This is a genomic window from Arthrobacter pigmenti, from assembly GCF_011927905.1.
GTDB classification, from domain to species: Bacteria; Actinomycetota; Actinomycetes; order Actinomycetales; family Micrococcaceae; genus Arthrobacter_D; species Arthrobacter_D pigmenti.
This window is the reverse complement of sequence record NZ_JAATJL010000001.1, coordinates 3263996-3277711: the sequence shown is the minus strand read 5'-3', so window position 1 is coordinate 3277711 and position 13716 is coordinate 3263996. Positions and strand designations below refer to the sequence as shown.

General features: G+C 63.0%; 11 protein-coding genes. 2 read left to right on the top strand and 9 right to left on the bottom strand.

Features of this window, described 5'->3' with window-relative positions; all coding sequences use genetic code 11:
• The first annotated feature begins 39 nt into the window (after positions 1-39).
• Positions 40-2205 carry an RNA polymerase recycling motor ATPase HelR gene (helR, locus tag BJ994_RS15370; protein WP_167995303.1) on the top strand — a complete coding sequence of 722 codons (2166 nt, stop codon included), beginning with the start codon at positions 40-42 and terminating at the stop codon, positions 2203-2205.
• Between the two features lie 72 nt (positions 2206-2277).
• On the opposite strand, the gene BJ994_RS15365 is transcribed toward helR, so the two are convergent.
• The 4 genes from BJ994_RS15365 to BJ994_RS15350 all read right to left on the bottom strand — a co-directional run bounded on the left by BJ994_RS15365 (position 2278) and on the right by BJ994_RS15350 (position 5792).
• On the bottom strand, positions 2278-2565 hold the full coding sequence (locus BJ994_RS15365) for a DUF1905 domain-containing protein (RefSeq protein ID WP_167995302.1): 288 nt from the start codon (positions 2563-2565) through the stop codon (positions 2278-2280).
• 172 nt (positions 2566-2737) lie between these two features.
• Positions 2738-4240 (bottom strand): NCS2 family permease, encoded by a 1503-nt coding sequence (locus tag BJ994_RS15360; RefSeq protein ID WP_167995301.1) that lies wholly within the window; start codon positions 4238-4240, stop codon positions 2738-2740.
• Positions 4241-4251: 11 nt separating this feature from the next.
• Positions 4252-4746 (bottom strand): nucleoside deaminase, encoded by a 495-nt coding sequence (locus tag BJ994_RS15355; protein ID WP_167995300.1) that lies wholly within the window; start codon positions 4744-4746, stop codon positions 4252-4254.
• Positions 4747-5033: 287 nt separating this feature from the next.
• The gene (locus BJ994_RS15350; RefSeq protein WP_167995299.1) at positions 5034-5792 is read right to left on the bottom strand and encodes a hypothetical protein; all 759 of its coding nucleotides are present in this window, start codon (positions 5790-5792) and stop codon (positions 5034-5036) included.
• 173 nt (positions 5793-5965) lie between these two features.
• On the opposite strand from BJ994_RS15350, the gene BJ994_RS15345 reads away from it, so the two are divergent.
• Positions 5966-6562 (top strand): pullulanase X25 domain-containing protein, encoded by a 597-nt coding sequence (locus tag BJ994_RS15345; protein WP_167995298.1) that lies wholly within the window; start codon positions 5966-5968, stop codon positions 6560-6562.
• 24 nt (positions 6563-6586) lie between these two features.
• On the opposite strand, the gene BJ994_RS15340 is transcribed toward BJ994_RS15345, so the two are convergent.
• The 5 genes from BJ994_RS15340 to BJ994_RS15320 form a co-directional block, all read right to left on the bottom strand.
• The gene (locus tag BJ994_RS15340; protein ID WP_167996053.1) at positions 6587-7384 is read right to left on the bottom strand and encodes an ABC transporter permease; all 798 of its coding nucleotides are present in this window, start codon (positions 7382-7384) and stop codon (positions 6587-6589) included.
• 112 nt (positions 7385-7496) lie between these two features.
• Positions 7497-8447 carry an ATP-binding cassette domain-containing protein gene (locus BJ994_RS15335; protein WP_167995297.1) on the bottom strand — a complete coding sequence of 317 codons (951 nt, stop codon included), beginning with the start codon at positions 8445-8447 and terminating at the stop codon, positions 7497-7499.
• Complete coding sequence (locus tag BJ994_RS15330; protein ID WP_167995296.1) at positions 8444-9499, bottom strand: LolA family protein; 1056 nt, start codon at positions 9497-9499, stop codon at positions 8444-8446. Before BJ994_RS15330 ends, BJ994_RS15335 begins: the two co-directional genes overlap by 4 nt.
• Before the next feature lie 93 nt (positions 9500-9592).
• Positions 9593-13051 (bottom strand): DEAD/DEAH box helicase family protein, encoded by a 3459-nt coding sequence (locus BJ994_RS15325; protein ID WP_167995295.1) that lies wholly within the window; start codon positions 13049-13051, stop codon positions 9593-9595.
• A gap of 45 nt (positions 13052-13096) precedes the next feature.
• The gene (locus BJ994_RS15320) at positions 13097-13666 is read right to left on the bottom strand and encodes a PIN domain-containing protein (protein ID WP_245192309.1); all 570 of its coding nucleotides are present in this window, start codon (positions 13664-13666) and stop codon (positions 13097-13099) included.
• Between the last annotated feature and the right edge of the window lie 50 nt (positions 13667-13716).

The window sequence follows — 13716 nt, the reverse complement described above, 5'->3', positions numbered from 1 at the left end:
AATTGTCGATCGGTCCACCATCCGATCGGAGCCCACGCCATGAAACCCCTCACTATCAGTGCCTTCGACCTCCCGGATATCCTCGCCGCCAAGAAGGCCCCGGCCCTGATTGACGACGACGAACAGCACTTCGCCCTCATCGCCGATTCCCTCGAACGAACTCTCACCGCACTGTCCGAACGCCTCGACGCCGAGCGCAAGGCTTCCGGCCACAAGGGCCAGGCCGCGCTCGAACGGGATCAGGAGATTCACCGGCTGAGCGCCCGGCTGCGGACCCTGCGAAGGTTCGGCCTGGACCTGTGCCTCGGGCGCATGGTGGCAGCGGGCGACGACGAGCCCGTCTACGTCGGGCGCCTCGGCCTCACAGACAGCGACGGCCAGCGCCTGCTGATTGACTGGCGCTCCCCGGCGGCCGAACCGTTCTTCGGCGCGACGCACGGAAACCCGATGGGACTCAGCAGCCGCCGCCGCTACCGCTGGACTCGCGGCCGCATCACCGACTACTGGGACGAGGTCTTCACACTGGTTGGGCTCGAAAACAGTGCCGCCCTCGACGACCAGTCCGCCTTCATCGCCAGCCTCGCAGGGAGCCGATCTTCCCGCATGCGGGATGTTCTCGGCACTATCCAGTCAGATCAGGACGCCATCATCCGTGCCGGTTCCCGGGGCCCGCTGGTGGTCGACGGCGGTCCGGGCACGGGCAAGACAGTCGTGGCCCTGCACCGGACCGCGTACCTGCTGTACTCGGACCCGCGTCTCGGCCACGGTGGTGCCCAAAACCAAAGCGGTGTGCTCTTCGTCGGCCCGCATCAGCCGTACCTCGCCTATGTTGCAGATGTCCTGCCCAGCCTGGGCGAGGAAGGTGTGCAAACCTGTACCCTGAGCGACCTCACGCCGGAAGGGCCGGCGGCGGTACCAGAGCCAAACCCCGATGTCGCGCGCCTGAAGTCGTCCGCGAAGATGATGGAAGCGGTTGAGGGGGCGGTGAGGTTCTACGAGGAGCCACCGACCGAAGCCATGACGGTTGAGACGCCGTGGTCCGATCTGGAACTCAGCGGCGCCGACTGGGCCGAGGCGTTCAGCGCCGTGGAGGCCGGCACCCCGCACAACGAGGCACGCGAACAGGTCGCCGAGGCGCTTCTCACCATCCTGACGGACAAGCACGACGACGGCGTCCCTTCCGACACTCTCCGCACAGAATTGGCGCGGAACCGGGACTTGCAGTCGACCCTGAACAGGGCCTGGCCGATGATCGAGGCGACTGACCTCGTTGGTGACCTCTGGTCCGTGCCGGCGTACCTGCGCCTGTGCGCGCCATGGTTGAACCGCGATGGGGTTCGGCAACTGCAGCGGAAGGATCCCGCCGCCTGGACGGTGTCTGACCTGCCGCTTCTCGACGCGGCACGGCGGAGGCTGGGAGACGCGGAGACGGCCCGGCGCCGTCGTCGTTATGAAAAGGCTGCTGCCGCCGAGCAGGCGCACCTCACCCGAGTTGTGGAGGACCTCATTCAGGCCGACGACGGCGAGGGGCTGGTCACCATGCTGCGTCACCCTGACCTGCAGAAGAACCTGGTTGATGAGGGGGCGCTGCCTGGCGCGGATCAGGATCGGTTGGCAGGGCCATTCGCGCATGTCGTCGTGGATGAGGCTCAGGAATTGACCGACGCCCAGTGGCAGATGCTCCTGGCCCGGTGTCCGTCGCGGAGTTTCACGATCGTGGGGGACAGGGCGCAGGCCCGGCACGGGTTCACGGAGACGTGGCAGGAACGGCTCGGGCGGGTGGGACTCGGGAAGGTTGCGGTCTCGTCGCTGACGGTCAATTACCGCACACCGGTGGAGGTGATGGCTGAGGCCGAACCCGTGATCCGGGCCGCGGTGCCGGACGCCAATGTACCGATGTCCGTGCGCTCCAACGGCATTCCGGTGATGCAGGGTCATGTTGCTGAGCTGGGCACTGTTCTTGAGGAGTGGCTCGCAGCTCATCCGGTGGGCATTGCGTGCGTTATCGGCTCGTCGACCTTCTCGGCGGAGGACCGTGTTCAGGCCCTTACGCCGGAGCTCGCGAAGGGGCTCGAGTTCGATCTGGTGGTTCTGGTTGATCCGGAGCGTTTCGGTGAGGACGTTGAGGGTGCCGTGGACCGTTATGTGGCGATGACCCGGGCTACCCAGCAACTGGTCATCCTCCACAGCAAAGCGTCCCATTGAATCGGGCAATTCAGTGGGAAGGAACAGTTCCTTCCCACTAAACCGTTCGATTTAATGGGACTGCCGGTTCGCTCAGGCCCCAATGGTCAGCGCGACGGTGACCGTGTCGCCATCGTCGACCCCCTCGTTCTTGCGCACGAAGTCCTTGATTGGCACTATGTACCCGCCGTTCTTGGGGAACAGCGATGTCGTCCAGGTGGTCGCGCCGACGCTCACTGTCGCGGGGATCATGCCCCAGCCGTAACTGACGATCTTCGAGACAGTTCTTAACTCGTCGCGCTGGTGATCGGGGAGGGTCACGAAGTGGAACGGTGCCGGCCCGCGCCAGTACCAAATCTCGCCGTCGAATGTGAGGTTCACGGCGCCAGTCTAGTTGTGCATGGGCGGCCCGTGCCCAGCTAGCGGGTAGCGCACGATTCGGTGCGTCTTTGACGGAATTGAGCCGTGGATTGTGCCGGGCCGACGCCGCTACAGCAACCCTTAGTCATGACCCCGAGGTTCAAAGACGCACCGAATCGAACGGGTAAAGCTTCTAGCCGCCCATCCAAAGGGTGATCGGTCCGCGGGCGAAGTAGACCAGGAAGCCGGCCGCGACCACCCACAGCAGTGGGTGGATTTTGCGTGCCTTGCCCGACGAAGCCCGGATGATGACCCAGCTGATGAAACCGGCTCCAATCCCGTTCGCGATCGAGTAGGTCAGCGGCATGGTCACGATCGTGAGGAACACCGGCAGCGCCACCGAGAAGTTCCGGAAGTTGATCTCCCGGATCTGCGCAACCATCATGGCACCGACGACGACGAGGGCAGCCGCCGCTACCTCCAGCGGCACCACTGCGGTCAAGGGAGTGAAAAACATCGCCAACAGGAAGAGCGAGCCGGTCACCACCGACGCGAGCCCGGTCCGCGCACCCTCACCGATACCGGAAGCCGAGTCAATGAACACGGTGTTGGAGGACGCCGACGTCGCGCCTCCCGCCACAGCTCCGGCACCTTCGATGATGAGTGCTGACTTCAGCCGGGGGAAGTTGCCGCGCTTGTCAGCAAGGCCTGCCTGCTTTGCCAGCCCCGTCATTGTTCCCATGGCGTCGAAGAAGTTCGTGAACACCAGGGTGAAGACCAGCATGGTCGCAGCCAGTGCTCCGATGCGATCGAATGCACCGAAGAGGTCGAATGCTCCCACCAGACTGAAATCAGGGAGCGAGACAATGTTGGTCGGGATGACCGGTGCGTTCAGGTGCCAGCCGGTCGGGTTGTTCGGGCCGCCCGGTCCGAGCTTCAGTGACAGCTCGATGATGATCGCGATGATGGTGGTCACCACTATCCCGATCAGTAGCCCGCCCTGCACCCTGCGCGCCATGAGGATGCCCATGGTGATCAGGCCGATGATGAACACGAGCGTCGGCACAGTGGTGATGGAACCGCCGTCGCCCATTTGAACTGGAGGGCCGCCCGCAGTGGCGGTGACAAAGCCGGAGTCAACGAATCCGATAAAGGCGATGAACAGTCCGATACCGACGGTGATCGCGGCCTTGAGCTGACGCGGCACTGCGTTGAAGATTGCGGTTCGGGCGCCGGTCACAGCGAGGAAGACAATAAGCAGGCCGTTGATGACCACCAGGCCCATGGCCTCGGGCCAGGTCACGTCGCCTACGACTGACACCGCGAGGAACGAGTTGATGCCCAGTCCGGCAGCGAAGCCGAAAGGCAAGTTCGCTACCAGGCCAAAGATGATGGTCATGACGCCGGCGGTCAGGCCGGTAACGGCTGCAACCTGCGAGGCTTGCAGCCATCCGCCTTCGACGTCGAGCGCCGCGGCGTCTGGACTGAATCCGCCCAGGATCAGCGGGTTGAGGATGACGATGTACGCCATGGTGAAGAACGTGACGAGCCCGCCGCGGAGTTCGCGCCCCCGGGTTGAACCACGCTCGGTGATCTTGAAGAACTTGTCCAGCGCACTGAGCGGCTGGGATTTATCTCTACGCGGCGGTGATGCCGGCCCATCGGGCTGGCCGCCGGTCTGCGTGAGGGTAGACATGTGCGTTTCCTTTAGTAATCCACGCGCGCGGTGAGGGTGCTCCACGCATCGAAGGGGGCGGTGGAGGTTGTGGGGGCGGCGGCCGTCAGCACGTACTGGCGAACCGGCATGGCCCGCTCCTCCACTGGGGTGGCGAAGAAGTTGTAGAACACGGCGTCGTCGAAACCTGCTTGCGCGGCGTCGTGCCGGTCCGCAGCGAAGACAACAGAGCCAACCCGCGCCCATAGCGCAGCGGAAAGGCAGAGGGGACAGGGTTCGCAGCTCGTGTAGAGCGTGCAGCCCGAGAGGTCGAAGGTCTCCAGGGAAGCGCAGGCGTTACGGATTGCCATGACCTCGGCGTGCGCCGTCGGATCATTGTTGGCGGTGACGCGGTTGACGCCGTCGAAGGAGCGGCCGTCCGGAGCGACAATCAGGGCGCCAAACGGGCCGCCCGAATTGTGGACGTTGTCAGTTGCCAGGGAAATGGCCTGTGCGAGGAACTGCTCTTCTTTGGTGGTGGTAGTCAAGGAAGGTACTCCCAAAGTGGGGGCAGCAGTCGTTCGAGCTACAGGCGCCAAACGATAGTGCGGTGTTTCACGACCAGACTGCTGCGGTGTATGGATTTGCAGGTCCACCTGGTAGATAGCTCCCCTTCTGGAGAGCCCGCCGTTGGCTTCAGGCTTCGAGAGTAGCAGTGCCCTGTGACTTAGACCATAGGATTCGTGAAATTTCTTTTCCGTTTTGCGGAAACGTTATAAACGCGAGCACACCCCTCCCAGCACTGGCTGGAAAGGGTGCGTCTGTGTTTTGTGGGTTAGTTGCTTGCGCGTGACGCGAGGCGGTAGGCGGTGCCGCCGTCGTGCTTCTTGTACTCCACGAGGTGTGCCAGCGCCGCAACGCACAGCACAATTCCGGCCATCTCGCAGGTCTCCTCAATGAGCGTGAGGACGAAGAACTGCGGAGTGAGGCCGTTCGCCGCGACGGTCAGGCCGGCGAGCGTCTCGACCCCCATGCCTCCAACCACGAACACCACGCCCGCCAGGATCAGCCCGTTGCGCACACCCTTCGGTAGGGAGAACACCAGCCGCGTCAGCGCGAGGACGATGACCAGCGCGATCAGCCCGCCCGGAATAACCCACACGAAACCGAGGTCGAACGGAAGGAAGGCCGCCAGTTCGTAGCCGATGACATCGAGGCGCTCGTGCAGTTCAAGCATCTCGTCGATCGAAAAAATCACGCAGACGACGGCGAACAGCAGCCAGGAGCGCCGGTGCGCTGTGGCGCGGCGGGAGAAAAACCCCGCCATGACGCCGGCGACGATCCAGAGTCCCGAACTGAACCAGGTGGGGACGTTGATTTCGCGGCCGACGTCGAAGAAGTAGAACCAGAAGTGAATGTCGTCGAAAGTCTCGGCCGTGGACTTCTCGAGGGCGAGGAAGAGCAAGCCGCTGGCCAGGCTCAGCACCACCACAGGAATGCCAAGCAGCAGTGCTGTCCGGCCGAAGCGGATGCGCTCCCAGCTCGACTCCGGTACGGTGCCGGCTGGCGGCGAATCGGTGATTTCCTGCTGCAACGTGCATCCTCCCTGAGCTGCGTCCCGGGTCAGCGTAGTCCAGGATTATGAGGAACGGATGAGAAATACCGAGTAACGGTCTGACACATTGCACGTCGTCGTCGCGCCGCTTCACGGGATCGGCGCCTTCCGCTGTCAGAATTCTGGTGTCGCAGCCTACCGGGAGGTCCACCATGAATCCGCAGAACAACCAAGACAACACCACCGGCCGTTTGAAGACAGTGCTGGAGGTGCTCGCTGAGCAGCCCGGCGCCGTCGTGAGCGGCCAGCAGGTCCTGACCGTCGCCGTCGTGCGCGTGCCCCTGAGCGAGTGGGAAAGTGAACCGCTGAGCGGCGGGGTGTCCCGCGGTATCAAGCGGCTTTCGGCGGCGACCGCGAAGTTGGTGAAGGACGGACTGATCGTCAAGGGCCGTGGAGGCTGGGCGATCACAGCCGAGGGGGCGCGGGTGGCCGCAGCGCCGTCGGCCGTTGCCGTCGCGGGGGACTTCGGGCAGCTGCTGGGAGGTAAGACTTGGGATCCGGCGGCGCCCGAGGTGCAGATGGCCTATAGCCCGGTCTCGCAGCAGTGGGAGTTGACGGTTGAACTGCCGGCGGGCTTTTTTCTGTACAAGGTGGCGCTGAACCGCTCCTGGGCTGAAAACTACGGTGCGTTTGGTGTTCGTGACGGGGCTAACCACGAGCTAAGGCACGACGGCGGCGTGGTCACCTTCCGCTATGACCACGCTTCACATGACGTAGCAGTTTCCGCCCTGGATAAAGCGCTGGTCTGAGCGTTGATCCCTATCGCCTGAGCCCTACGCGAGTACGTCCTTCGTCGAAAAGCGGCCGTACGCCAGCGCCCCGAAAACCAACGCGTAGCCCGCCTGAAGCAATGCGTTGGCCAGGAAGGAGTCCCACACGATCGGGTCCCTCAACAGGTCCGCGAAGCCGAGCCAGTACTGACTGAGAAGCCAGGGGTGGAGCCACTCCAGCTGTGGAAGTTGTCCCAACACCTGACTGACGACGGCGGCCACCACTGTTGCGGCCATCGCCCCCACCGGCACGTCCGTAAGGGTGGACAGGAAGAGCCCGACGGCGGCGAGTCCCGTCAGCGAAAGGGTCACGTAGAGCGACACCAGCGCAACACGCAGGAGCGCTTCCGGCACGCCGATTGTTGTCCCTGACAGCAGCGTCACCGGCCCGACCGGGAACAACAGCGCACCTATCAGAACGCCCGCCATGGCAACCGTTAGCGTCGCTGCAAGACAGAAGGCGACGGCGGCAACGTACTTCACCGCGAGCAGGCGGCCCCGTGCCACCGGCGCCATCAACAGGTACCGCAGCGTGCCCGTGCTGGCTTCTCCTGCGATCGTGTCACCGGCAACCACGCCGACGGTCAACGGCAGGAACAGCGGAATGGCCACAATGGTTGCGACGACGGCGACGAACAGGCCGTTCTGGCTGACCTGGTCCAGGAACGCCGGGCCTCGTCCTCTTGACGGGCCGGACGACAGCCGTACCGCCACTGCAATGAGGACCGGGATCGCGGCAAGAGCGGCAAGGAGCGCCCAAGTGCGCCTGCGCCTGAACAACACCGAGAGTTCTGAGCCCATGAACCGCCAGCCGGATCCTTGGCGACCCGGCGCCGTTCGTCCGCGTGGGGACTCCTTGGGTGCGTCCTCACTTGGCGCCTCCTCGCCGGATGCCCTCTCACCTGACGCCTTCTCACTGGACAACGTCGAATCCTTCCCCGGTGAGCGCGACGAACAGGTCCTCAAGGCCCGGTTGCTCGAGTGTGAATCCGTTGACCCGGACGTCCGCTTCAACCAGTGCCCGCACGATTCGATCGGGCGCCATGCCGGCGGGAAACGGAGCGGTGACGGCCTGCCCAGGTGGGGTGGCGTCGTCGGGCTTCAAGCCGAGCCCGCGCAACACGGCGCGCGCCTCGCGGGTGTCGGGGGTGAGGATGCGGGCGCGGGGCTCACCTGTTCGGCGGAGGTCGTCGAGGCTGCCCTGGGCGACGAGGGCTCCGGCGCTGAGGACTGCGGCATGTGAGCAGATCTGTTCCACCTCGGCGAGCAGGTGGCTCGAGACGAAGACGGTGGTTCCCTCTTCGGTGAGGGAGCGGATGAGGTGACGGACTTCGCGGGTGCCCTGCGGGTCGAGGCCGTTGGTGGGCTCATCGAGGATGATCAGCTCGCGGTGGGTGAGCAGCGCGCTCGCGATGCCGAGCCGTTGCTTCATCCCGAGCGAGTAGCGGCCCACCTTTTTGCGGGCGGCCTGCGAGAGACCTACCCGTTCGAGCGCCCGCTCAACTCGGCGGCGGCGGGTTGCGGGTGGGACGTAGCGGTCGGCGGCGTCGAGGCGCAGGAGGTTCGCAGTGCCGGAGAGAAACGGGTAGAACCCTGGCCCTTCGACAAGCGCCCCGACCCTTGGCAGCACCTCGGGTAGCGCCCGCGGGATGGCTTGATCCAGGACCCGGACATCGCCGGACGTCGCGGATGCGAGTCCGAGCAGGATCCTTATGGTGGTTGTCTTCCCGGAACCGTTGGGGCCGAGGAAGCCGAAGACGGAACCGCGCGGCACCGCAAGGTCGATGCCGTTGACCACGTTTCTGCCACCCAACCTTTTGGTCAGGCCTTCGGTTTCAATGACGAGGTCGGAGCCGCCGCTCACTGCCCGGCGGCTACTGCCTGCAAGCGCTCCGGGGTGACGGAGCCGGCGAGGATTCGGCCGTCGTCAGTGATCAGCACGTTGACGAGCGTGGTTTCGACGAGGCGCCCTCCGTCCACCGGGGTGCTGAGCTGATTCATCGCCTCGGGCAGTTCCTGCTCACCGGCAGGCATGACGACGACGGCGCCCCACCCCTTGCCGACGACCGTTGGCTCTTCTGCATCGCTGGGCTTCTCCCCGGTGTCCGGCTTGTTGCCCTTGTCAAGTTCCGTAACTGTTGCGCCCTCCGGCGGGGTGAAGGCGAACAGGTTGGCGTCCGGTTCCTCGTAGCTGAGTTCGGTGAAGGCTGAGCTGAAGGCTGTTTCGTTGGTCGATTTTGCGGTGACGGTGACGCCCAGCGGAAGTCCTGTTTCGCCGTCGACAGCGACGCTCACCGAGCCGACGAGCGTCTCGTCGACGCGCGGCGTGAGGATGAGGTCGTAGACGGCGCGTCCGGCGACCATGCGGTCTGAGCCGACGGTCACTTCGGTTGAGGGGTCGATCTTCTCGAGGAAGCGGGCGGCGATGTCGTCGGGGGCGTGGGTGCCGCCGTCGTGCTGTTTGTGATTTTTGGCAGTGGCGTGGACGGCCTCATTTTCGTCCGAGTTGTAGTACCAGAGGTCATCGCCGTTGCGGATGATGTTGCGTTCCTCGAGCTGGTCGAGAACCTGCAGGCGCGCCTGGTCCGGGCCGTTGACGAAGACGTTGGCCGTGTGCGAGCCGGTGAGGAGTTCGAGGGCGGCGTTGGCGGGGGAAGTGCCGCCGCCGTCGTTCTCTGTTGGACCGATTGCGGCCAGATCCGGCAGGCCGAGGTTTGAGGTTTGCTCAATGGTGCCCGAGAAAGCATCGACGCTCGCGTTCTGGGCAAGCTCAAGGACTTCGGCGGGCGTCTTGTCGGGAAGGTCGACGGCGGCGCTGGCGGTGAGCGGCATGATCACGGCGGCAGCGCCGATTGCTCCGGCGGCGATGGCGGCCGGTGTCCATTGTCTCCAGGTTTTGCGTGTTGTCGGAGTCATCGAACTTTCCTCACCCTGCTAGTGCTCTGTTCGGCAGACCTGACGGTTACGCTACACCCGGATCCTGAGAGTTGGGTTGGAGTTTTAGTGACTTCAGCTCGCGCGGGTTGTCTCCTTGAGGTGACGCAGCACACCCTCAAGGACATCCGCCTTCTCCACGCCAAAAAGGTCATCCGGCCCGGTTGGCGCTACGGCCTTGAACGGCGACTCGTAAAGCTGGCCTACCTCCATGACACCGTTCCGCGTGAGGTGCTGCACGATCATGTTAACGAAGTCGAGCTGCGCGGTGTTCATCGTTGTGCCCGCGATGAATTCCGCCATCGCCTCTTTCACGGCGTCCGGCTCGAGCCCGACTAGCGAGCGGACAAAGTAGCCGAGGCCCTTCTCGGCGGCACGAGCCAGATCATCCTTGGAGCCGGCGCCGCTGTCCACGAGCAACTGTTCGAGTTCCTGCAGATCGAGTTCCGTCAAAGGCCGGTTCCGGCGGAGACGCTGGATAGTAGCGTGGTTCATCTTGTCAGCAAGGTAGAGGCGCACCTTCTCGCCGTACCGAACCAGATCGACGGAGCTGACGACGGAGGGAATGTCCACCTCGCGTATCTCACCAAGTTCGTCATCAAAGTCCGTATAGACCACCTTGCGGCGCTTCTTCTCGATGAGATGCAGAAGCGGCCGAAGCTTTCGCCGGATCTCCTCTAACCAGATTGGCGAGGCGGCTTCCCAATGGATCGGACTGAGAACGTCTTCAATCAACCCGAGCCGCTCGGCAATTGCCGGGATGCTCGGTTGATCCTGCAGAGCCGACGCGATGTCGATGATTTTCCGCCGAAGGGGTGCCAACTTCCCTGGGTCAGTCAGGAGCGCAAGCTGTGCGCTGAACAGAAGCTGATCGAAGCGCTTGGATTCCTCTGTGTCTTTCGGGGCCGTGATGACGGCCAAACCACTCAGGTGGGATTCGAGCACCTCGGCATCATGTGGTTCCAGGGAGTCCCATTGCTCCCTGCGAGCAAAGCGGTCAACGTGCTCCAGCCTAGGACGTACGCGAAAGTTCTCTCGGGGAAGATCGCGAACTGTGCAGTGGAGTGAATCTCGGATGCTATCGACATATCCGCTGTCGTAGTCCGCGTCCTGCAGAGCCTGAAGTAAGCGGACCCGCGTGAGGAAGGTGCGTTGTGCCAAGGGTTTGGCTATCGGGGTTTCGGATAGTTCAAGCTCGGCGTTGAAGAATTCGAGATTGCGACACAGGTCGAAGATAAGGAAGTCTTCCTTGTGCCTGTCCGGGCCATATAGGTCAGGGCATAGGCGCGTTCCGCGTCCTACCATCTGCCAGAACTTGGTCTTAGAGCGTACTGGTTTGAAGAACACCAGGTTGACCACCTGCGGAACGTCGATGCCGGTATCGAGCATGTCGACTGAAATAGCGATGTCGGGTTTGCTATCCGGTTTTCCGAACTTTTCGATGAGGGAGGACGCGTAGTTCACTTGGTAAGTGATGACCTGCGCGGCTTCGCCTTTCTCTCCCGGGTAGTTGACGTTGAAGCGTTCCTCAATGAACCGGGCGTGGTCATTGTTCCGGGCGAAGATGATGGTCTTGCCGATCCGGTCGCCGCCGGCCACCCGGTGTCCGCGCTCCGTCAGGACCTCGAGCGCCTTGTCTACGGTGTCCTTGTTGAAGAGCCATTTATTGACGACGGCGCGGTCCACTTCGTCGGGAATCTCGCCATCGTCGTCCCATTCCTTGGAATCCCACTCGTCCCTTTCACGCTCACTCAAGTCCTCGTATCGGATGCCCTCGTAGGGAAACTTGAGGGGTACTTCGATACCACGGCGGGGGACAAGCCAGCCTTCTGCGACGGCCCGGTCCAGCTCGTAGGCGAAGGTCGGGACGTTGTCCTCGATGTTGAAGAGGGCAAAGGTGTTGCGGTCGACATCATCCGTGGGCGTTGCTGTGAGGCCAATGAGGAACGAGTCGAAGTAATCGAAGATCGCCTTGTACTTCTGATAGACCGAGCGGTGCGCTTCGTCGACAATGATGAGGTCGTAGTGGCCAATGTTGTATCGCTCGCGATTGACCTTGCCGTCGCCCACCGTCTCGTCGATGAGGTTCATCATGGTGGGGTAGGTGGCCAGGTGAATGCGGCTGTCCGCAGTCTTGTCACGCCCAAGCACTTCCGGAGCAGAGCCGGGTAGGTGAGCCTTGAAGGCCCTCGCTGCCTGGTCCACGAGCGCCACCCGGTCCGCGAGGAAGAGCACGCGCTTGACCCAGTTGGCTTTCATGAGGAGATCAGCGAGAGCGATGACCGTGCGGGTTTTACCGGTTCCCGTGGCCATCACCACAAGGGCGCGTCTCTCGGCGTCGTTCTCGAATGCTTGGGTGACTGCACGGATGGCGGCGTGCTGGTAGTCCCGCTCCACGATTGCGTTGTCGATGATCGCTTCCCCGAGCGACTTCCTGGTGGTGCGGCGGTCCACCATAAGCTGCAACTGATTGCGAGTGTGGAAGCCCTGAATCTTCCGCTCGGCATAGAACGCGTCGTCCCAGATATAGGTCTGGTATCCGTTGGTGAAGTAGATGATGGGCCGCTGTCCGAAGCGCCGCTCGAGGCAGTCGGCGTAGAGACGGGCCTGCTGGCGGCCGTTGTGCGGATCCTTGGTGGTGCGTTTGGCTTCGACAACAGCGAGCGGCAGGCCGTTGGCTCCCCAGAGCACATAGTCTGCGGCGCCCTTGCCCGTGAGTGTGCCCTGCGGTGTGGGCATGGTGTCGACGGCGAATTCTCTGACGTCTTCGTGGGACAGATCCCACCCGGCCCACTCCAGTTGGGGGTCGATCAGGTCGGTGCGGGTGATGCCCTCGTCGTAATCATGTGTGTCCGGCTCGTGGCGGCGTTGTGCGGTGACGAGCTTGATCTGCTCACGGAGCTGCTTGAGTTCGTCCTCGAGGCTCGCCTTCTGTTGGTCTGCTTCGGCGAGCTTGCGATCCCGCTCCTCAAGCTCCTTCGCGAGGGCGGCAACTTGCTCGGCGGTTTTGGGTACGACGTCGGCCGGTTGGGCTGGTTTTGGACCGCTTGGCTTTGGCGGTGCGGGCATTGGGCGGCGCTGGGGGCTGAGGAGCGCACCGTCGAAGGCGAGTCCCGGTGTCGGGCGGTTCTGTTCCTGACGGGCGTAGCGGTGGGCGAGCCAGAAGCAGGTTTGGAAGAGTTCGCGGAGGATGGCCTCGGAGGTTTGGACGTTGATGGCGACGTTGGTGTGAACGGCTTTGTTGGAGACCTTCCGTACCAGATGCATCTTGTCGAGGAGGCGCTCACCGGTGAGTTTCTTGAAGGTGGGTTCGTTGAGCATGCCGTTGAGGTCGTCTTTGTACGGCTGGTTCAGCGACGTGTCGGCGGTGAAGATCCATTGCAGAGTGAACTCGAGGGTGCGGCGGCAGTAAAGGAGGGAGGTGCGCGGGTCGATCCGGGCAAAGCGCTCAGCGTTGCGGGCTTCGACGGCGATATCGGGCCATTCGGCACGTAGGAACGCGAAGTTGCTCTGTAATTGAGCCGCGTCCCCCATCATTGCCCCTCTGCTGGTCCCTTGCTGCAGGATATCTGAAGCGTGCTAGTACTTGCCGGACATGGCAAGGGCGTATCGCAGCTTCCTCACCCCGTCTGCGAATTGCACGGCATTCGCATCTACCAGGGCTTCGACGAGGTCTTTCGAATTCGACTTCGCTGACCAGTAGGCAAGATTGTCGAGCAACGCACCCCTAACCGCGTCGAGGCGACGCTCGAGTATCAAACACAGCATTTCATCACAGCTGTAAATCTCGAAGTTGTAAGCGTCCTTGAATGGTGCGAAATCGGAAGTGTTGTCGGTGACCAGATAGTCCACACCTCCGTGGTCGGCAGCCGCAAGTACGTGTGCGTCGAACTTATCTCGTCCCGTGAGTAGAGCGGAGTCAACGGTGTAACCGCTGATCAATGCGTTCGGGAATGCGCTCACGAGGTTCTCTCGCAGACCACCAATACCTGCGTCGCCTTTCCCTGGTGCGTTTCGGCGTAAATTGTAGAGCCATTCCACAAGCACATCTTCGCTCCAACGCAACTCGATTCCGTTCGAGCCGGAGCGCTTCGAGATGAGCGCAAACCAATCGCGCAAAGTTTTTGAGTAGAGGACGTTGGCGTCCAAAAAGATGAGTGTGGCCCCCGGTCGCATAGGCACCACCCTATGCGACCGGG

What these genes read in the sequence shown, in the direction of transcription:
- BJ994_RS15325 (WP_167995295.1), bottom strand. Translation starts at nt 13,051, where the DNA reads ATGGGGGACGCGGCTCAATTACAGAGCAACTTCGCGTTCCTACGTGCC.
- BJ994_RS15360 (WP_167995301.1), bottom strand. Translation starts at nt 4,240, where the DNA reads ATGTCTACCCTCACGCAGACCGGCGGCCAGCCCGATGGGCCGGCATCA.
- BJ994_RS15340 (WP_167996053.1), bottom strand. Translation starts at nt 7,384, where the DNA reads ATGGGCTCAGAACTCTCGGTGTTGTTCAGGCGCAGGCGCACTTGGGCG.
- BJ994_RS15345 (WP_167995298.1), top strand. Translation starts at nt 5,966, where the DNA reads ATGAATCCGCAGAACAACCAAGACAACACCACCGGCCGTTTGAAGACA.
- helR (WP_167995303.1), top strand. Translation starts at nt 40, where the DNA reads ATGAAACCCCTCACTATCAGTGCCTTCGACCTCCCGGATATCCTCGCC.
- BJ994_RS15330 (WP_167995296.1), bottom strand. Translation starts at nt 9,499, where the DNA reads ATGACTCCGACAACACGCAAAACCTGGAGACAATGGACACCGGCCGCC.